Source organism: Kitasatospora sp. NPDC004615, assembly GCF_042873545.1.
In the GTDB taxonomy this organism is placed as follows: domain Bacteria; phylum Actinomycetota; class Actinomycetes; order Streptomycetales; family Streptomycetaceae; genus Kitasatospora.
The window spans coordinates 503,807-521,016 of record NZ_JBIALQ010000005.1; the positions used below are offsets into that span (position 1 = coordinate 503,807).

A 17,210-nucleotide genomic window follows, 5' to 3' on the forward strand; every position below is an offset into this window, starting at 1 on the left:
GCACGCCATCCTGCGCCGACGAGAGGGATCGATCCCATGGCCGTGGCCAATACCCCGATGAACCTGACCCGTGCCGCCCATGTCGGCATCTCCGTCTCCGACCTGGACACCTCGATCGAGTTCTACCGCGCCCTGACCGGCCGGGAGCCGGTCGTCGCCGACGAGACCATGCACAGCGTCCCGTTCGGCCTCTCCCAGGGCCTGCCATCGGCGAAGCTCCGCTACGCCACCATCAACCTGGACAACAGCCTCGGCATCGACCTGATCGAGTTCCAGCAGCCGATCGGCTACCGCACCAACGGCGCGGCCAACCGCCCGGGCTCGATGCACCTGTGCTTCCGGGTCGACGACTTCGACGCCGTCCTCGGCCGGATGAAGGAGGCGGGGTACGGCTTCCTCGGCGACGACTACACCTTCCAGGCCGGCGAGGTCACCCCGGAGTCGGCGCTGGGCACCAAGGTCGCCTACTTCAACGACCCGGACGGCACCAACCTGGAGATCATCCAGCCCAAGGGCGGCTTCGCGAGCTGACGTCGACACCCCGCGAGCCACGGACCCGACTCAACCGATGTCTGTCGGGTCCACCCGGATCCGCACCGTCTCCGCCCCTCGCAGCGCCAGCCGGGCGATCTGCGCCGCCTTCAGTGCCGAAGCCAGCGCGGCGCCCTGCCCGGGCGCGACCCGCACCAGCGCCCGCTCGGCGGTCTCGCCCTTGGGCCCGCCGTACACCGGCACCGGCCCGAGCACGTCCGCGCCCTCGGGCAGCCGCACCAACCCCAGCAGGTCCTCCACGGCCTGTGGGGGTCCCGTCACCGCGGCCATCCGGGACACCGGCGGGAACCGGAGTTCCTCCCGCTCGTCGAGTTCCATCCCGGCGTGCCCGGCGGGATCCCATCGCACCAGCGCCTGCACGGGCCTCGCGGCCGCCTCGGCGACCACCACCACCGTCCCGCCGTCCCCGGCCGGACGGACCAGCGAGGCGGCCGTCAGCCACCGCCGCACCGTCTCCTCGCCGGCCCGCAGGTCGGGCCGGTTCAGCAGCGCCCACCCGTCCAGCAGCAGCGCCGCCGCGTAACCGGGCCCCTCCGCCACCGGCTCCGCGCCCGGCGTCGAGATCACCAGCGCCGGAGACGAAGGGACGGAAGCAAGGATCGCGTCCCGCCCGGACGTCCGCACCGGCACCCGCGGGAACGCTTTCCCGAGCTCCTCCGCCGTCCGCCGCACGCCCACCACCTGTGCCCGCAGCCGGAACGACCCGCACTCCAGGCAGTGCCAGTCACTCTCCTCTGTCCCGCACCACGCGCACACCAGCGCCGCGTCCGCCGCCGGAGACTCCAGCGGCCCCCCGCACGCACGACACCGCGCCGGCTCGCGGCAGCGCCCGCACGCCAGCCGGGGCGCGTAACCCCGCCGCGGGACCTGAATCAGCACCGGGCCGCGCGAAAGCGCCTCGCGCGCCGTCTCCCACGCCACCGAGGGCAGCCGCGCGGCCTGCGCCGCCGCGTCCCGGCCCTGGTCGTGCTCGGTCACCGTCCGCACCCGCGGTGCGACCTGCCGGACGACCTCGCGCGGAGCGGCCAGCGGCCGCGCCCACCCACTGCGCAGCAGCTGCGCGGCCTCGACGGTCATCGAGACGCCGCCGAGCAGCATCGCGGCGCCCTCCTCGGCGGCCCGCAGCAGCGCCACCTCCCGCACGTGCGGGTACGGCGCGTTGGGATCGCTGTGGCTGCTGTCGCCGTCCGACCACACCACCACCAACCCCAGGTCACGGACCGGCGCGAACACCGCCGCGCGGGTCCCGATCGCGGCGTGCACCGAGCCCCGACTGACGGCCAGCCACCGCCGGTACCGTTCCTGCGGGCCCGCCTCGGCGGCCAGCACCGCGTGCCGGCCCTCCCCGAGCACGCCCCGCAGCGCGGCGTCGACCCGGGCGACCGAGCGCCCGTCCGGCAGCACCACCAGCGCACCGCGCCCGGAGGCGAGCGTCGCCGCCACCGCCCGCGCGATCTCGAACGGCCACTCGGGGCCGGGCAGCGCCGTCCACACCGCACGCGGCGCATGGCCGCCCGCCAGCGAGGCCAGGAAGTCCGGCCCGTGCGCGTACCGCTCCCAACTGCCCGCCGCCGGAGCGCCGGGCGGCGGCAGCGGCCGCGGCGAGTCCTCGCCCTCGGCCCCGGCGTGCCGCGGCGGGATCGCCAGCTGCAGCACATCGGCAAGGGTGCCCGCGTACCGGTCGGCGACGGCCCGGCACAGCCGCAGCAGCCCGGGTGTCAGCACCACCTCGGGCGAGAGCACCCGGGCCAGCGGCGCCAGCGGGCCCGCGTAGTCGGAGTCGTCCCGCCGTTCGACGATGAACCCGTCGTGCAGCGCCCCGCCCTCGCGCCGCCCGTGCGCGCCGACCCGCCCGCCGAAGCGAACCCGGACCCGGACGCCGGGCCGGGCGTCCTCGGACATCGCCTCGGGCACCGCGTAGTCGAAGTACTGGTCGAGGCTCAGCACGCCCTTGTCGACCAGCACCCGGGCCACCGGCTTCCGCTCCGCCAGGACGACGCCGCGCGCGGCCCGAGGCTTCGCCCGGCGCACTGTCTCCCGGATGAACGCCAACTGCTCCCCGGCCCCGTCCGCGCTGCTCACGCCCCCAAACCTAGCGGACCGCACCGACACAACGACAAAGCCGCCCGCCGAGGAGAATCCCTCGACGGGCGGCAGCGTCAACAGCGAGCTCAGGCGGCGACAGCGGCCTTCAGCGCGTCCACGCGGTCGGTGCGCTCCCAGGTGAAGTCCGGCAGCTCACGGCCGAAGTGGCCGTACGCGGCGGTCTGGGCGTAGATCGGCCGCAGCAGGTCCAGGTCGCGGATGATCGCGGCCGGGCGGAGGTCGAAGACCTTGCTGACGGCTTCCTGGATCTTCTGCACCGGAACGGTCTCGGTGCCGAAGGTCTCCACGAACAGGCCGACCGGCTCGGCCTTGCCGATCGCGTACGCGACCTGCACCTCGGCGCGGCCGGCGAGGCCGGCGGCGACGATGTTCTTCGCCACCCAGCGCATCGCGTACGCGGCGGAGCGGTCGACCTTGGACGGGTCCTTGCCGGAGAACGCGCCGCCACCGTGGCGGGCCATGCCGCCGTAGGTGTCGATGATGATCTTGCGACCGGTGAGGCCGGCGTCGCCCATCGGGCCGCCGATCTCGAAGCGGCCGGTCGGGTTGACCAGCAGGCGGTAGCCCTCGGTGGTGAGCTTGATGCCCTCGTCGGCGAGCGCCTTGAGCTCCGGCTCGACCACGAACTCGCGGATGTCCGGGGTGAGCAGCGACTCCAGGTCGATGTCCGAGGCGTGCTGCGAGGAGACCACGACGGTGTCCAGGCGGACGGCGCGGTCGCCGTCGTACTCGATGGTGACCTGGGTCTTGCCGTCGGGGCGCAGGTACGGGATGGTCCCGTTCTTGCGGACCTCGGTCAGGCGGCGGGAGAGCCGGTGCGCCAGGGTGATCGGCAGCGGCATCAGCTCGGGGGTGTCGTCGCAGGCGTAGCCGAACATCAGGCCCTGGTCGCCGGCGCCCTGCCGGTCCAGCTCGTCCTCGACATCGCCCTCGACCCGGTGCTCGTGGGCGGTGTCGACGCCCTGCGCGATGTCCGGGGACTGCGAGCCGATGGACACCGACACGCCGCAGGAGGCGCCGTCGAAGCCCTTCTTCGACGAGTCGTAGCCGATCTCCAGGATCTTCTCGCGGACGAGCTGGGCGATCGGCGCGTACGCCTTGGTGGTGACCTCACCGGCGATGTGCACCAGGCCGGTGGTGATCAGGGTCTCCACGGCGACGCGGGAGGTCGGGTCGTCCTTGAGGAGGGCGTCCAGAATCGTGTCGCTGATCTGGTCAGCGATCTTGTCGGGGTGGCCCTCGGTGACGGACTCCGAGGTGAACAGGCGGCGAGACACAGCGCTCCCTGGGGTTGCAGCGGCTGCTGACTGAATGCGCTCGGAAGTCCCGAGGCATCCGGAAAGACTTGATTCCTGCTGTGGAGTGTAACGGTCGGCTACCGATCACGGACACTCTCTGTGCGCCCCGAACATGTCCGCGATGTGAATCACATCCGGGTGAAACCGGCGGAAACACTCCCGGAACACCCCGAGCCGATCCCCAACTGCCCGGGCCGCTCGGGGTTTTGCAGAAGTCAGTCGGCGAGCCGGACGGCGACCTGGTCCCAGATCGCGTCGGCCAGCATCTCCTTCGGACCATCCGCGATGTGGACCTCCGAACCGTCCGCGCCGAGCAGCACCGCGCTGTTGGTGTCCTGGCCGAACGCCTTGCCGTCGCCGACCTCGTTGACCACCAGCAGATCGCAGCCCTTGCGGGCGAGCTTGGCGCGGCCGTTGGCGAGCACGTCGTCGGTCTCGGCGGCGAAGCCGACCACCAGCTGTCCGGGGCGGGCCCGGTCGGCGGAGATCTCGGCCAGGATGTCGGGGTTGCGGACCAGCACGATCGGCGCGGGCTCGACCCCGTCCACCTTCTTGATCTTGCCGGTGACGTACTCGGCGGGCCGGAAGTCGGCGACCGCGGCGGCCATCACCACGGCGTCGGCCCCGGCGGCGGCCTTCAGCACGGCGTCGCGCAGCTGCAGCGCGGTGCCGGCCCGGACCACGTCCACCCCCGCCGGGTCGGGCAGCGCGGTGTTCGCGGCGATCAGGGTGACCCGGGCGCCGCGGGCGGCGGCGGTGGCGGCCAGCGCGTAACCCTGCTTGCCGGACGAGCGGTTGCCGAGGAAGCGCACCGGGTCCAGCGGCTCCCGGGTGCCGCCGGCGGAGACCACCACGTGCCGGCCGGCCAGGTCCTGCTCCAGCGAACCGCGGGCCAGCACCCGCCGGCAGGCGGCGAAGATCTCGCCCGGATCGGGCAGCCGGCCCTTGCCAGTGTCCACGCCGGTCAGCCGGCCCACGGCGGGCTCGATGACGATCGCGCCGCGGCGGCGCAGCGTGGCCACGTTCTCCTGGGTGGCCGGGTGCTCCCACATCTCGGTGTGCATGGCGGGCGCGAACACCACCGGGCAGCGGGCGGTCAGCAGGGTGTTGGTGAGCAGGTCGTCGGCGAGGCCGTGGGCGGCCTTGGCGAGCAGGTCGGCGGTGGCCGGGGCGACCACCACCAGGTCGGCCTGCTGCCCGATCCGCACGTGCGGGACCTCGTGCACCCGCTCCCAGGTCTCGGTGGCGGCGGGCCGCCCGGACAGCGCCGCCCAGGTCGCCTCGCCGACGAAGTGCAGCGCGGCGGCGGTCGGCACCACCTGCACCTGGTGCCCGGACTCGGTGAACCGGCGCAGCAGTTCGCAGGCCTTGTACGCGGCGATCCCGCCGCTGACACCGAGGACGACACGGGGCGCGGTCATGGCGGTCGATTCTCCTAACGACGGGTCAACCAGCCCACCTTACGACCCGCCGCCGGACCGCTGCGACGTGTCTCCGCGCACACCACCGGCCCACCCGCGCACACCCCGGGGGAGGCGGCGGCTGTTCGCAAGTGATCGCACCCGGTCATAAGTGATCACGCGCCGGAGATTGTCTACGCGGAGATTATCTGCGCATAGACCAACTCCGCCCCGGCCATCCAGACGCCACCGGCCCGCCCGCGCACATGCCGAGGGCCCGCCCGACGCACATGGCATCGGACGGGCCCTCGAAGGAAATGCTGGGGGCTCAGGCGCCCTCGATCGCCTCGGCGGTGAGCAGGCCGGCGTTGATCTCGCGGAGCGCGATCGACAGCGGCTTCTCGTGCACGTGGGTGTCGACCAGCGGGCCGACATACTCCAGCAGGCCCTCGCCGAGCTGGGAGTAGTACGCGTTGATCTGGCGGGCACGCTTGGCCGCGTAGATCACCAGGCTGTACTTGGAGTCGGTGGCCTCGAGCAGCTCGTCGATCGGCGGGTTGATGATGCCCTCGGGCGCGGTCATCGAAGAGGACACGCTGAACCTTCCGAAGTGGTTTTCATGGATTGGCTGGATGCAGCCGATCCGGTCAGGCTACACCGAGCAAGGCTAGCAGTTCGGCCGCTACCTGCTCGACGGAGGTATTGACAAGCGTCGTGTCGAACTCCGCCTCGGCGGCGAGCTCGATCCGGGCCGCTGCCAGCCGCTCGTCGATGACGGCCTGCGACTCGGTGCCGCGGCCGGTGAGCCGGCGCACCAGCTCGTCCCAGCTCGGCGGGGCCAGGAAGACCAACTGGGCCTCGGGCATCGACTCCTTGACCTGCCGGGCACCCTGGAGGTCGATCTCCAGCAGCACCGGCTCGCCCTTGTCGAGCTTGTCGACAACGGCCTGCCGGGGGGTCCCGTACCGGTTGCCGGCGAACACTGCCCACTCCAGCAGTTCGCCGTTGGCGACCAGCTTGTCGAACTGCTCGTTGTCGACGAAGTGGTACTGCACTCCGTCGCGCTCACCCGGGCGCGGGTGGCGGGTCGTCGCCGACACCGACAGCCAGACCTCGGGGAACTGCTTCCTCATATGAGCGACGACCGTGCTCTTGCCGACCCCGGAGGGGCCGGAGAGCACGGTCAGCCGCGGACGCTCACTCATGTACCGATTATCCCGGATCGCGGAGGTTCCGCCGACACCGGCCTCCGTTCAGGAGGCGGCGCCGCCGAACTCCCGCTCCAGGGACGCGATCTGGTTCGTACCGAGGCCCCGCACACGACGGCTCTCGGAGATGCCGAGGCGCTCCATGATCTGCTTGGCGCGGACCTTGCCGACACCCGGCAGGGACTCCAGCAGAGCGGAGACCTTCATCTTGCCGATGACCTCGTCGTCGGACTTGCCGGCCTTGATGACGTCGTGCAGCGAGGCGCCCGAGTGCTTCAGCCGGTTCTTGACGTCGGCACGCTTCCGGCGAGCCTCGGCGGCCTTGGCGAGCGCGGCGGTGCGCTGTTCGGGAGTAAGGGGCGGAAGAGCCACGCCGTTCACCTCAGGTGTGGATGGAAGGGATGTTCCATGACTGGGTTGTGCCCGGACGCCACAGGCTCTGACCTGCGACGGTGGCCGGAACCACCGCCAACTGGCGTCCTACCGCCGGACACTACCCAACTTGGGCCGCCACGTCAGGAAAAGAACACGAAAAGTCCAGGTCAGCAGGGGCCGACCCGGGACTTTTCCGGGCAAATCAGCCGAGTTGGCCACCCCTGGGTCACGCGTTTGTGACGGCCCTCACATCATCGACGAACACCTGCGCGGCCTGTCGCAGTGCGACGACCGACGGTCCGTGCTTCAGCACGTCGCGGCTCACACTGGGCACCACGTTGCGCACCTGGTCGCCGAACACCCGCGGCAGGTCCTGCGCGGTGGCGCCCTGCGCACCCACGCCGGGGGCCAGCAGCGGGCCGTTGATCGCCAGGTCCACGCCCGCGTCGGCGAGCGTCGCGCCGACCACCGCACCGAACGAACCCAGCGGCGCCGCACCGGAGTTCTCCGCCGCGAGCCGCCGCAGCACGGCCTGCGCGACGCTCTCGCCGTCCGCGCCGATCGCCCGCTGCACCTCGTGGCCCTCGGGGTTGGAGGTCAGCGCCAGCGCGAACAGACCGCAGCCGTTGGCGTGCGCCAGGTCGACGGCCGGCTGCAGCGAACCGAAGCCCAGGTACGGGCTGACGGTGAGCGCGTCGGAGAACAGCGGGCTGTCCGGCGACAGGAAGGTCTCCGCGTAGGCGGCCATGGTGGAGCCGATGTCGCCGCGCTTGGCGTCCATCAGCACCAGCGCGCCCGCCTCCCGGGCCTCGGTGACGGTGCGCTCCAGCACCGCGATGCCGCGGCTGCCGAAGCGCTCGAAGAACGCCGACTGCGGCTTAAGCACGGCGACCCGGTCGGCCAGCGCCTCCACCACGGTGCGCGAGAAGCTCTCCAGGCCCGCGAGGTCGTCGTTCAGGCCCCAGGCGGTGAGCAGCGAGCCGTGCGGGTCGATGCCGACGCAGAGCTGGCCGCGGGTGTCCAGGGCGGTCCGCAGGCGGGTGCCGAACGGCGTGATGTCAGTCATCGGTGTCTTTCCTCAGTCTCAAGAATGTGGTCGGCTGCCCGTTTCGAGGAACAGGCTCAGCGGATGCCCTTGCCGACCGCCTCGCCGATGGACGCGTAGCCGGCGGCGCGCAGGCGCGCGGACAGGCCCTTGTGGACCTTGCGCATCCAGAACGGGCCTTCGTAGATGAACGCGGAGTAGCCCTGGACCAGGTCGGCGCCGGCCAGGATGCGCTGCCAGGCGTCCTCGGCGGTCTCGATGCCGCCGACCGAGATGATCGCCAGGCGGCCCTCGGTGCGCTTGCGCAGCCGCTCCAGCACCTCCAGCGAGCGGGCCTTCAGCGGGGCGCCGGACAGGCCGCCCATGCCGATCTCCTCGATCCGCGCGGCAGGGGTCTTCAGGCCTTCGCGGCCGATGGTGGTGTTGGTGGCGATGATGCCGTCCAGGCCGAGGTGCAGCGCCATGTCGGCGATCTCGTCGATGTCCTCGTCGGCGAGGTCGGGGGCGATCTTCACCAGCAGCGGCACGTGGTGGGTGGTGACCTCGTCGGCGGCCTTGCGGACGTCCCACAGCAGCGGGCCGAGGATCTGCACGGCCTGCAGGTTGCGCAGCCCGGGGGTGTTCGGCGAGGAGACGTTGACGACCAGGTAGTCGGCGTAGGGCGCCAGCGCCTTGGCGCTCTTCAGGTAGTCGGGCGTCGCCTGGTCCTCGGGAACGACCTTGGTCTTGCCGATGTTGATGCCGACCACGGGGGTGCTGCTGGTGCGCGCGCGGCCGGCCAGGCGGGCGGCGACCCGGGCGGAGCCCTGGTTGTTGAAGCCCATCCGGTTGATCAGCGCGCGGTCCTCGATCAGGCGGAACAGGCGCGGCGCGGGGTTGCCGGGCTGGGGCTCGCCGGTGATGGTGCCGATCTCGACGTAGTCGAAGCCGAGCATCGACAGGCCGTCGATGCCGATGCCGTTCTTGTCGAAGCCGGCGCCGAGGCCGAACGGGCCGGGCAGGTCCAGGCCGAGGGCGGTGGTGCGCAGCTTGGGGTCGCGCGGGGCGAGCACGGCCCGCACCAGCGAGCGCAGGCCGGGCACCGAGCTGGCCAGCCGGATCCAGAAGAACGCCAGGTGGTGGGCCTTCTCCGGGTCCATCTTCTTGAACAGCAGGTTGAACAGCAGCTTGTACACGTGGGGCCTCCGACGGCTGGCTGGGCTCGGGCATGGACGTGGGGGGCACCCGGCGTGCGGTGTGCCCCCCACGGTTGTCGACCTAGTTGCGGCCGGAGTTGATCAGCGCCGCGTGTTCCTGCAGCGACATCACGCCGACCTCGCCGCGGTGCAGCGCGTCGATGCCCTGCACGGCCGCGCCCATCGCCTGCACGGTGGTCAGGCAGGGGACGGCGCGGGAGACCGCGGCGGTGCGGATCTCGTAGCCGTCCATCCGGCCGCCGGTGCCGTACGGGGTGTTGATGATGAGGTCGATGCCGCCCTCGTGGATCAGCTGGACGATGGTCTTCTCGCCGTTCGGGCCCTCGCCCTCGGAGTGCTTGCGCACCACGGTGGCGGGGATGCCGGCCCGCTGCAGGACCTCGGCGGTGCCGGTGGTGGCGAGCAGTTCGAAGCCGAGCTCGACCAGCGCGCGGGCCGGGAAGACCAGGTTGCGCTTGTCGCGGTTGGCGACCGAGACGAACACCTTGCCGCTGGTGGGCAGGGCGCCGTACGCGCCGGTCTGGGACTTCGCGTAGGCGGTGCCGAAGACCCGGTCGATGCCCATGACCTCGCCGGTGGAGCGCATCTCCGGGCCGAGCACGGTGTCCACGCCGCGGCCGTGCACGTCGCGGAAGCGCGACCACGGCATCACGGCCTCCTTGACGGAGATCGGCGCGTCGGCGGGCAGCGTGCCGCCGTCGCCCTCGCGCGGCAGCAGGCCCTCGGCGCGCAGTTCGGCGATGGTGGCGCCGAGCGAGATCCGGGCGGCGGCCTTGGCCAGCGGCACGGCGGTCGCCTTGGAGGTGAACGGCACGGTGCGGGAGGCGCGCGGGTTGGCCTCCAGCACGTACAGGATGTCGCCGGACAGCGCGAACTGGATGTTGATCAGTCCGCGGACGCCAACTCCCTTGGCGATGCCCTCGGTTGCGGAGCGCAGCCGCTTGATGTCATACCCGCCGAGGGTGATCGGCGGCAGCGCGCACGCCGAGTCACCGGAGTGGATGCCGGCCTCCTCGATGTGCTCCATGACGCCGCCGAGGTACAGCTCCTCGCCGTCGTACAGGGCGTCCACGTCGATCTCGACGGCGTCGTCGAGGAAGCGGTCGATCAGCACGGGGTGCTCGGAGATCAGGCCAGCGTGCCGCTCCAGGTAGGAGGCGAGCGAGGCCTCGTCGTAGACGATCTCCATGCCGCGGCCGCCGAGCACGTAGGACGGGCGGGCGAGGACGGGGTAGCCGATCTCGTCGGCGATGGCCTTGGCCTCGTCGAAGGAGAAGGCGGTGCCGTGCTTGGGGGCGGGCAGGCCCGCGTCCTTCAGCACCCGGCCGAACGCGCCGCGCTCCTCGGCGAGGTGGATCGCCTCGGGCGAGGTGCCGACGACCGGCACGCCGTTGTCCTTGAGCGCCTGCGCCAGGCCCAGCGGGGTCTGGCCGCCGAGCTGCACGATGACGCCGGCCAGCGGGCCGGCCTGCTGCTCGGCGTGGACGATCTCGAGCACGTCCTCCAGGGTGAGCGGCTCGAAGTACAGCCGGTCGGAGGTGTCGTAGTCGGTGGAGACGGTCTCCGGGTTGCAGTTGACCATCACGGTCTCGTACCCGGCGTCGGCGAGCGCGAAGGACGCGTGCACGCAGGAGTAGTCGAACTCGATGCCCTGACCGATCCGGTTCGGGCCGGAGCCCAGGATGATCACGGCGGGCTTGGTGCGCGGCGCGACCTCGTTCTCCTCGTCGTAGGACGAGTAGAAGTACGGGGTCCTGGCGGCGAATTCGGCGGCGCAGGTGTCGACGGTCTTGAACACCGGGCGGATGCCGAGCGCGTGCCGCACCTCGCGGACCACGTCGGTCTTCAGGCCGCGGATCTCGCCGATCTGCTGGTCGGAGAAGCCGTGCTGCTTGGCGTGGCGCAGCAGCTCCGGGTCGAGCTTGTCGCCCTCGGCGAGCTCGACGGCGATCTCGTGGATCAGGAAGAGCTGGTCGACGAACCACGGGTCGATCTTGGTGGCCTCGAACACCTCCTCGGGGGTGGCGCCGGCCCGGATCGCCTCCATGACGGTGTTGATCCGGCCGTCGGTGGGGATCTGAGCCTTCTCCAGCAGCTCGTCCTTCTCCCCCACCTCGCCGACGAAGCTGAACTGCGAGCCCTTCTTCTCCAGCGAACGCAGCGCCTTGTTCAGCGCCTCGGGGAAGTTGCGGCCCATCGCCATGGCCTCGCCGACCGACTTCATGGTGGTGGTCAGCGTGGCGTCGGCGGACGGGAACTTCTCGAACGCGAACCGCGGCACCTTGACGACCACGTAGTCCAGGGTCGGCTCGAAGGAGGCCGGGGTCTGCTCGGTGATGTCGTTGGGGATCTCGTCCAGCGTGTAGCCGACGGCCAGCTTGGCGGCGATCTTGGCGATCGGGAAGCCGGTGGCCTTCGACGCCAGCGCCGACGACCTCGACACACGCGGGTTCATCTCGATGACGATGACCCGGCCGTCGACGGGGTTGACGGCGAACTGGATGTTGCAGCCGCCGGTGTCGACGCCGACCTCGCGGATCACGGCGATGCCGATGTCGCGCAGGATCTGGTACTCGCGGTCGGTGAGGGTCATCGCCGGGGCGACGGTGATCGAGTCACCGGTGTGCACGCCCATCGGGTCGAAGTTCTCGATCGAGCAGACGACCACGACGTTGTCGTGCTTGTCGCGCATCAGCTCGAGCTCGTACTCCTTCCAGCCGAGGATGGACTCCTCCAGGAGCACCTCGGTGGTCGGCGAGAGGGTCAGGCCCTGGCCGGCGATGCGGCGCAGGTCCTCCTCGTCGTGCGCGAAGCCGGAGCCGGCGCCGCCCATGGTGAAGGACGGACGGACCACGACCGGGTAGCCGCCGAGGGTGTCGACGCCGGCGAGCACGTCCTCCATGGAGTGGCAGATCACCGAGCGGGCGGACTCGCCGTGGCCGATCTTGGCGTTGACGGCCTCGACCACGCCCTTGAACAGCTCGCGGTCCTCGCCCTTGTTGATCGCCTCGACGTCGGCGCCGATCAGCTCGACGTCGTACTTGTCGAGGGTGCCGGCGCTGTGCAGGGAGATCGCGGTGTTCAGCGCGGTCTGGCCGCCGAGGGTCGGCAGCAGCGCGTCGGGGCGCTCCTTGGCGATGATCTTCTCGACGAACTCCGGGGTGATCGGCTCGACGTAGGTGGCGTCGGCGATCTCCGGGTCGGTCATGATGGTCGCCGGGTTGGAGTTGACCAGGATGACCCGCAGGCCCTCGGCCTTGAGCACCCGGCAGGCCTGCGTACCCGAGTAGTCGAACTCCGCCGCCTGGCCGATGACGATGGGGCCGGAGCCGATCACCAGGACGGACTTGATGTCGGTGCGCTTAGGCACGCTGGGCCTCCATAAGGCTGACGAAGCGATCGAAGAGGTAGGCGGCGTCGTGCGGGCCGGCTGCCGCTTCGGGGTGGTACTGCACGCTGAAGGCGGGGATGTCGAGTGCCTGCAGGCCCTCGACCACGTCGTCGTTGAGGCAGACGTGGGAGACCTCGACCCGCCCGAAGGGGGTGTCGCTCACCTTGTCCAGCGGCGCGTTCACGGCGAAGCCGTGGTTGTGGGCGGTCACCTCGACCTTGCCGGTGGTGCGGTCCTGCACCGGCTGGTTGATGCCGCGGTGGCCGTACTTGAGCTTGTAGGTGCCGAACCCGAGGGCCCGGCCGAGGATCTGGTTGCCGAAGCAGATGCCGAAGAACGGGGTCTTCTTGGCCAGCACCTCGCGCAGCACCTCGACCTGCCGGTCGGCGGTGGCCGGGTCGCCCGGGCCGTTGGAGAAGAACACGCCGTCGGGCTGCACCGCGTAGATGTCCTCGGCGGTGGAGTTGGCCGGCAGCACGTGCACCTCGATGCCGCGCTCGGCCATCCGCTGCGGGGTCATGCCCTTGATGCCGAGGTCGAGGGCGGCGACGGTGAACTTCTTCTCACCGATCGCGGGGACGACGTAGGTCTCCTTGGTGGCGACCTCGGCGCACAGGTCGGCGCCCTTCATCTCGGGGGCCTGCTGCACCTTGGCCAGCAGCGCGGCCTGGTCCTCGACGGCCGGGCCGGAGAAGATGCCGACCCGCATCGCGCCGCGCTCGCGCAGGTGGCGGGTGAGCGCGCGGGTGTCGATGCCGCTGATGCCGACGACGCCCTGGCGCTCCAGCTCCTCGTCCAGCGAGCGCTTGGCGCGCCAGTTGGAGGCGACCCGGGAGGGGTCGCGGACCACGTAGCCGGCCACCCAGATCTGCTGCGACTCGTCGTCCTCGTCGTTCCAGCCGGTGTTGCCGATCTGCGGGGCAGTCATGACGACCACCTGGCGGTGGTACGACGGGTCGGTCAGGGTCTCCTGGTAGCCGGACATGCCGGTGTTGAAAACCGCCTCGCCGAAGGTCTCGCCGACCGCGCCGTAGGCCTGGCCGCGGAACGTCCGGCCGTCCTCCAGGACGAGCACGGCAGGCACTCGCTCCCGCCTGGTGCGCGTGGTGGTGGGGGCAGGTGCGGTCATTTCGCGGCCTCTTCCGTCTTCTTCGTGCTCGTACGTGTTACCAGTGCCTCGACGGCCTCGACCCAGGCGTCGTGCTCGGCGGCGGCGTCCAGCCGGAAGCCGCTTTCCAACTCCCGCTCCCCGATCGTCCAGCCGACCACCAGCAGGCCCGAGGGGACCACCTTGCCGGCGATGCCGGAGTCGGTGCGGGCGCCGGTGAGGGCTTCGGCGGGGATCCACAGGTCGTCCGCGCCGGGGCGGCGGGCCAGCAGGCCGTGCTCGGTGAGGGTGAGCTCGGCCAGGCTGCGGGTACCCAGGCCGTGCGCGACGACCCGGTCCAGCCAGTTCCCGGCGGTGGTGGAGCCGTGGTACCGGCCGGGGGCGGCCAGCAGGGTCTCACCCGGCTGCGCGGGCACCGCGGGCAGTTCCGGCAGGTCGGACTGCAGGGTCCGGCGCCAGTTCCAGCCCTGGCGCATCAGCCAGTAGACCAGCGCGACCAGGATCAGCAGGCCGACCGTCGCACCGATGTACCCGGGCCAGTTGGTCACCTGGCCCTTCTCGGTGGCGAGCAGCATCAGCGCTCGACCAGTTCGCCCGCGAGGACGGTGGCCTCGCCGCGCAGGAAGGTGGCGTGCACCCGTCCGGGCAGGTCCATGCCCTTGAAGGGGCTGTTGCGGGAGCGGGTGGCGAAGGTGTCGGGGTTCACGACACCACGGTACGCGGGATCGAAGAGCACCAGGTTGGCGGGCTCACCCACCGAGACCGGACGTCCGTGGCCGGTCAGCCGCCCGATCCGGGCCGGGCGGTGCGACATCCGGTCCGCGACGCCCTCCCAGTTCAGCAGGCCGGTCTCGACCATGGTCTGCTGCACGACCGACAGCGCGGTCTCCAGGCCGACCATGCCCATCGCGGCGACCGCCCACTCGCAGTCCTTGTCCTCCGCCGGGTGCGGGGCGTGGTCGGTGGCGACGGCGTCGATGGTGCCGTCGGCCAGCGCGCCGCGCAGCGCCTCGACGTCCGCGGCGGTGCGCAGCGGCGGGTTGACCTTGTACACCGGGTCGTAGCTGCGGACGAGTTCGTCGGTGAGCAGCAGGTGGTGCGGGGTGACCTCGGCGGTGACGTTCCAGCCCTTGCCCTTGGCCCAGCGGACGATCTCCACCGAGCCGGCCGTGGACAGGTGGCAGATGTGCACCCGGGAGCCGACGTGCGCGGCCAGCAGCACGTCCCGGGCGATGATCGACTCCTCGGCGACGGCGGGCCAGCCGCCGAGGCCGAGCTCGCCGGAGACCAGGCCCTCGTTCATCTGGGCGCCGGCGGTCAGCCGCGGCTCCTGGGCGTGCTGGGCGACGACGCCGTCGAAGGCCTTCACGTACTCCAGCGCGCGGCGCATGATGACCGCGTCGTCCACGCACTTGCCGTCGTCGGAGAACACCCGCACCCCGGCGGCGGAGTCGTGCATCGCGCCGAGCTCGGCGAGCTGCTTGCCCTCCAGGCCGACGGTGACGGCGCCGACCGGCTGCACGTCGCAGTAGCCGTACTCCTGGCCGAGCCGCCAGACCTGCTCGACGACGCCGGCGGTGTCGGCGACCGGGAAGGTGTTGGCCATCGCGTGCACCGCGGTGTAGCCGCCCATGGCGGCGGACTGGGTGCCGGTCAGCACGGTCTCGGCGTCCTCGCGGCCGGGCTCGCGCAGGTGGGTGTGCAGGTCGACCAGGCCGGGCAGGGCGATCAGGCCGGTGGCGTCGATCTCGATGTCGGCCTGCACGTCGAGGTGCTCGCCGATGGCGGCGAAGACGCCGTCCACGAGGTGAATGTCCTGGGGGGCGCCGCCGAGGATCTGGGCGTTGCGGATCAGGTAGGTGGTCACTGGGCGGCCTCCGGGGTTTCGGTGGTGCGGGCTGCGTCGGCTGAGCCATCGGCGAAAACGGCGCCGCCGAGCAGCAGGTAAAGGACGGCCATCCGGACCGAGACGCCGTTGGCGACCTGCTCGACCACGGTGCAGCGCGGCGAGTCGGCGACGTCGGCGGTGATCTCCATGCCGCGGACCATCGGGCCGGGGTGCATCACGATGGCGTGCTCCGGCATGGTGGCGAGGCGCAGCCCGTCCAGGCCGTAGCGGCGCGAGTACTCGCGCTCGGTGGGGAAGAACGCGGCGTTCATCCGCTCGCGCTGCACCCGCAGCATCATCACGGCGTCGACCTTCGGCAGCACGGCGTCCAGGTCGTAGGAGACCTGGCAGGGCCAGGTCTCGATGCCGATCGGCAGCAGCGTCGGCGGGGCGACGAAGGTGACCTCGGCGCCGAGCGTGGTCAGCAGGTGCACGTTGGAGCGGGCGACCCGGCTGTGCAGGATGTCGCCGACGATGGCGATCTTCCGGCCGGCCAGGTCGCGGCCGGGGCCGGGGTTGAGGTGGCGGCGCATGGTGAACGCGTCGAGCAGCGCCTGGGTGGGGTGCTCGTGGGTGCCGTCACCGGCGTTGATGACGCTGCCGTGCAGCCAGTCGGAGCCGGCCAGCCGGGCGGCGGCACCGGAGGCGTGGTGGCGGATCACCACGGCGTCGGCGCCCATCGCCTGGAGGGTCAGCGCGGTGTCCTTGAGGCTTTCGCCCTTGGAGACCGAGGAGCCCTTGGCGGAGAAGTTGATGACGTCGGCGGACAGCCGCTTCTCGGCGACCTCGAAGGAGGTCTTGGTGCGGGTGGAGTCCTCGAAGAACAGGTTGACGACGGTGCGGCCGCGCAGCGTGGGGAGCTTCTTGACGGCCCGTCCGGAGAGCTGGGCGAGCTCCTCGGCGGTGTCCAGGATCAGCAGCGCGTCGTCGCGGCTGAGGTCGGCGGCGGAGACGAGGTGGCGCTTCACGCGGTTTTACTCCGAGAGCTGGGGATCGGCGGCAAGAGCCTGGGAACTGCGGGCGGCGTAGTCGCGGTCGCCGAGCAGGACGGCGTCGCGGCCGTCGGTCTCGGAGAGCTGGACCTGCACGGCCTCGCGCAGCGAGGTGGGCAGGTTCTTGCCCACGTAGTCGGCGCGGATCGGGAGTTCGCGGTGTCCGCGGTCGACCATGACGGCCAGCTGCACGGCGCGCGGGCGGCCGATGTCGCCGAGCGCGTCGAGGGCGGCCCGGATGGTGCGGCCGGAGAACAGCACGTCGTCGACCAGGATCACCAGCTTGCCGTCGATGCCGTCGGCGGGGATCTCGGTGTGTTCCAGGGCCCGGGCGGGCTTCAGCCGCAGGTCGTCCCGGTACATGGTGATGTCCAGCGTGCCGAACGGGATCTCCCGGCCGGTGATCTGGGTGAGCTTGGCGCGCAGCCGGCGGGCCAGGTGGACGCCGCGGGTGTGGATGCCGAGGAGTACGACGTCCTCGGCGCCCTTGGCGCGTTCCACGATCTCGTGGGCGATCCGGGTGACGACCCGGGCGACGTCGGTGGCGTCCAGCACCTGGTGCGGGGCGCGGGGAGCAGAACTGGGTGTGGTCATGCCGAAGCGGACCTCCTTCCCCGCCTCACTGGACGGGTCTTAAAGGATGTCGGGAAG

The 17,210-nt window shown here is 71.4% G+C and carries 15 protein-coding genes; 1 reads left to right on the top strand and 14 read right to left on the bottom strand.

The features are described 5' to 3' along the window. The first annotated feature begins 36 nt into the window (after nt 1-36). Nucleotides 37-531, top strand: coding sequence for a VOC family protein (locus tag ACFYS8_RS20235; RefSeq protein WP_387642878.1), 495 nt, complete (start codon nt 37-39; stop codon nt 529-531). Between the two features lie 30 nt (nt 532-561). On the opposite strand, the gene ACFYS8_RS20240 is transcribed toward ACFYS8_RS20235, so the two are convergent. The 14 genes from ACFYS8_RS20240 to pyrR all read right to left on the bottom strand — a co-directional run bounded on the left by ACFYS8_RS20240 (nt 562) and on the right by pyrR (nt 17,153). Continuing rightward, entirely contained in the window at nt 562-2,658 is a 2,097-nt protein-coding gene (locus ACFYS8_RS20240) for a primosomal protein N' (protein WP_387642879.1), read from the bottom strand. A gap of 65 nt (nt 2,659-2,723) precedes the next feature. Further along, nucleotides 2,724-3,935, bottom strand: coding sequence for a methionine adenosyltransferase (gene metK, locus ACFYS8_RS20245; RefSeq protein ID WP_387642880.1), 1,212 nt, complete (start codon nt 3,933-3,935; stop codon nt 2,724-2,726). A gap of 236 nt (nt 3,936-4,171) precedes the next feature. Then, nucleotides 4,172-5,377, bottom strand: coding sequence for a bifunctional phosphopantothenoylcysteine decarboxylase/phosphopantothenate--cysteine ligase CoaBC (gene coaBC / locus ACFYS8_RS20250; protein ID WP_387642881.1), 1,206 nt, complete (start codon nt 5,375-5,377; stop codon nt 4,172-4,174). A 307-nt stretch (nt 5,378-5,684) separates the two neighbouring features. Beyond that, entirely contained in the window at nt 5,685-5,951 is a 267-nt protein-coding gene (gene rpoZ, locus ACFYS8_RS20255) for a DNA-directed RNA polymerase subunit omega (protein WP_100835243.1), read from the bottom strand. A gap of 52 nt (nt 5,952-6,003) precedes the next feature. Then, nucleotides 6,004-6,561 (bottom strand): guanylate kinase, encoded by a 558-nt coding sequence (gene gmk, locus ACFYS8_RS20260; protein ID WP_387642882.1) that lies wholly within the window; start codon nt 6,559-6,561, stop codon nt 6,004-6,006. 48 nt (nt 6,562-6,609) lie between these two features. Then, nucleotides 6,610-6,936 carry an integration host factor, actinobacterial type gene (gene mihF / locus ACFYS8_RS20265; RefSeq protein ID WP_030459182.1) on the bottom strand — a complete coding sequence of 109 codons (327 nt, stop codon included), beginning with the start codon at nt 6,934-6,936 and terminating at the stop codon, nt 6,610-6,612. A gap of 229 nt (nt 6,937-7,165) precedes the next feature. Continuing rightward, complete coding sequence (pyrF, locus tag ACFYS8_RS20270; RefSeq protein WP_387642883.1) at nt 7,166-8,005, bottom strand: orotidine-5'-phosphate decarboxylase; 840 nt, start codon at nt 8,003-8,005, stop codon at nt 7,166-7,168. A 56-nt stretch (nt 8,006-8,061) separates the two neighbouring features. Beyond that, complete coding sequence (locus ACFYS8_RS20275) at nt 8,062-9,159, bottom strand: quinone-dependent dihydroorotate dehydrogenase (protein WP_387642884.1); 1,098 nt, start codon at nt 9,157-9,159, stop codon at nt 8,062-8,064. A gap of 82 nt (nt 9,160-9,241) precedes the next feature. After that, entirely contained in the window at nt 9,242-12,550 is a 3,309-nt protein-coding gene (gene carB, locus ACFYS8_RS20280) for a carbamoyl-phosphate synthase large subunit (protein ID WP_387642885.1), read from the bottom strand. Beyond that, nucleotides 12,543-13,700 carry a glutamine-hydrolyzing carbamoyl-phosphate synthase small subunit gene (gene carA / locus ACFYS8_RS20285; protein ID WP_387642886.1) on the bottom strand — a complete coding sequence of 386 codons (1,158 nt, stop codon included), beginning with the start codon at nt 13,698-13,700 and terminating at the stop codon, nt 12,543-12,545. Before carA ends, carB begins: the two co-directional genes overlap by 8 nt. Next, complete coding sequence (locus ACFYS8_RS20290; RefSeq protein ID WP_387642887.1) at nt 13,697-14,254, bottom strand: hypothetical protein; 558 nt, start codon at nt 14,252-14,254, stop codon at nt 13,697-13,699. Before ACFYS8_RS20290 ends, carA begins: the two co-directional genes overlap by 4 nt. Then, nucleotides 14,254-15,546, bottom strand: coding sequence for a dihydroorotase (locus ACFYS8_RS20295; protein WP_387642888.1), 1,293 nt, complete (start codon nt 15,544-15,546; stop codon nt 14,254-14,256). Before ACFYS8_RS20295 ends, ACFYS8_RS20290 begins: the two co-directional genes overlap by 1 nt. Beyond that, nucleotides 15,543-16,535: an aspartate carbamoyltransferase catalytic subunit gene (locus ACFYS8_RS20300; protein WP_380488112.1), complete on the bottom strand. Its 993-nt coding sequence runs from the start codon at nt 16,533-16,535 to the stop codon at nt 15,543-15,545. The genes ACFYS8_RS20295 and ACFYS8_RS20300 overlap by 4 nt, the downstream gene beginning before the upstream one ends. A 6-nt stretch (nt 16,536-16,541) precedes the next feature. Then, nucleotides 16,542-17,153, bottom strand: a complete 612-nt coding sequence (pyrR, locus tag ACFYS8_RS20305) for a bifunctional pyr operon transcriptional regulator/uracil phosphoribosyltransferase PyrR (protein WP_387642889.1) — start codon at nt 17,151-17,153, stop codon at nt 16,542-16,544. Between the last annotated feature and the right edge of the window lie 57 nt (nt 17,154-17,210).

What these genes read in the sequence shown, in the direction of transcription:
- pyrF (WP_387642883.1), bottom strand. Translation starts at nt 8,005, where the DNA reads ATGACTGACATCACGCCGTTCGGCACCCGCCTGCGGACCGCCCTGGAC.
- carA (WP_387642886.1), bottom strand. Translation starts at nt 13,700, where the DNA reads ATGACCGCACCTGCCCCCACCACCACGCGCACCAGGCGGGAGCGAGTG.
- coaBC (WP_387642881.1), bottom strand. Translation starts at nt 5,377, where the DNA reads ATGACCGCGCCCCGTGTCGTCCTCGGTGTCAGCGGCGGGATCGCCGCG.
- gmk (WP_387642882.1), bottom strand. Translation starts at nt 6,561, where the DNA reads ATGAGTGAGCGTCCGCGGCTGACCGTGCTCTCCGGCCCCTCCGGGGTC.
- pyrR (WP_387642889.1), bottom strand. Translation starts at nt 17,153, where the DNA reads ATGACCACACCCAGTTCTGCTCCCCGCGCCCCGCACCAGGTGCTGGAC.
- ACFYS8_RS20235 (WP_387642878.1), top strand. Translation starts at nt 37, where the DNA reads ATGGCCGTGGCCAATACCCCGATGAACCTGACCCGTGCCGCCCATGTC.
- ACFYS8_RS20290 (WP_387642887.1), bottom strand. Translation starts at nt 14,254, where the DNA reads ATGCTGCTCGCCACCGAGAAGGGCCAGGTGACCAACTGGCCCGGGTAC.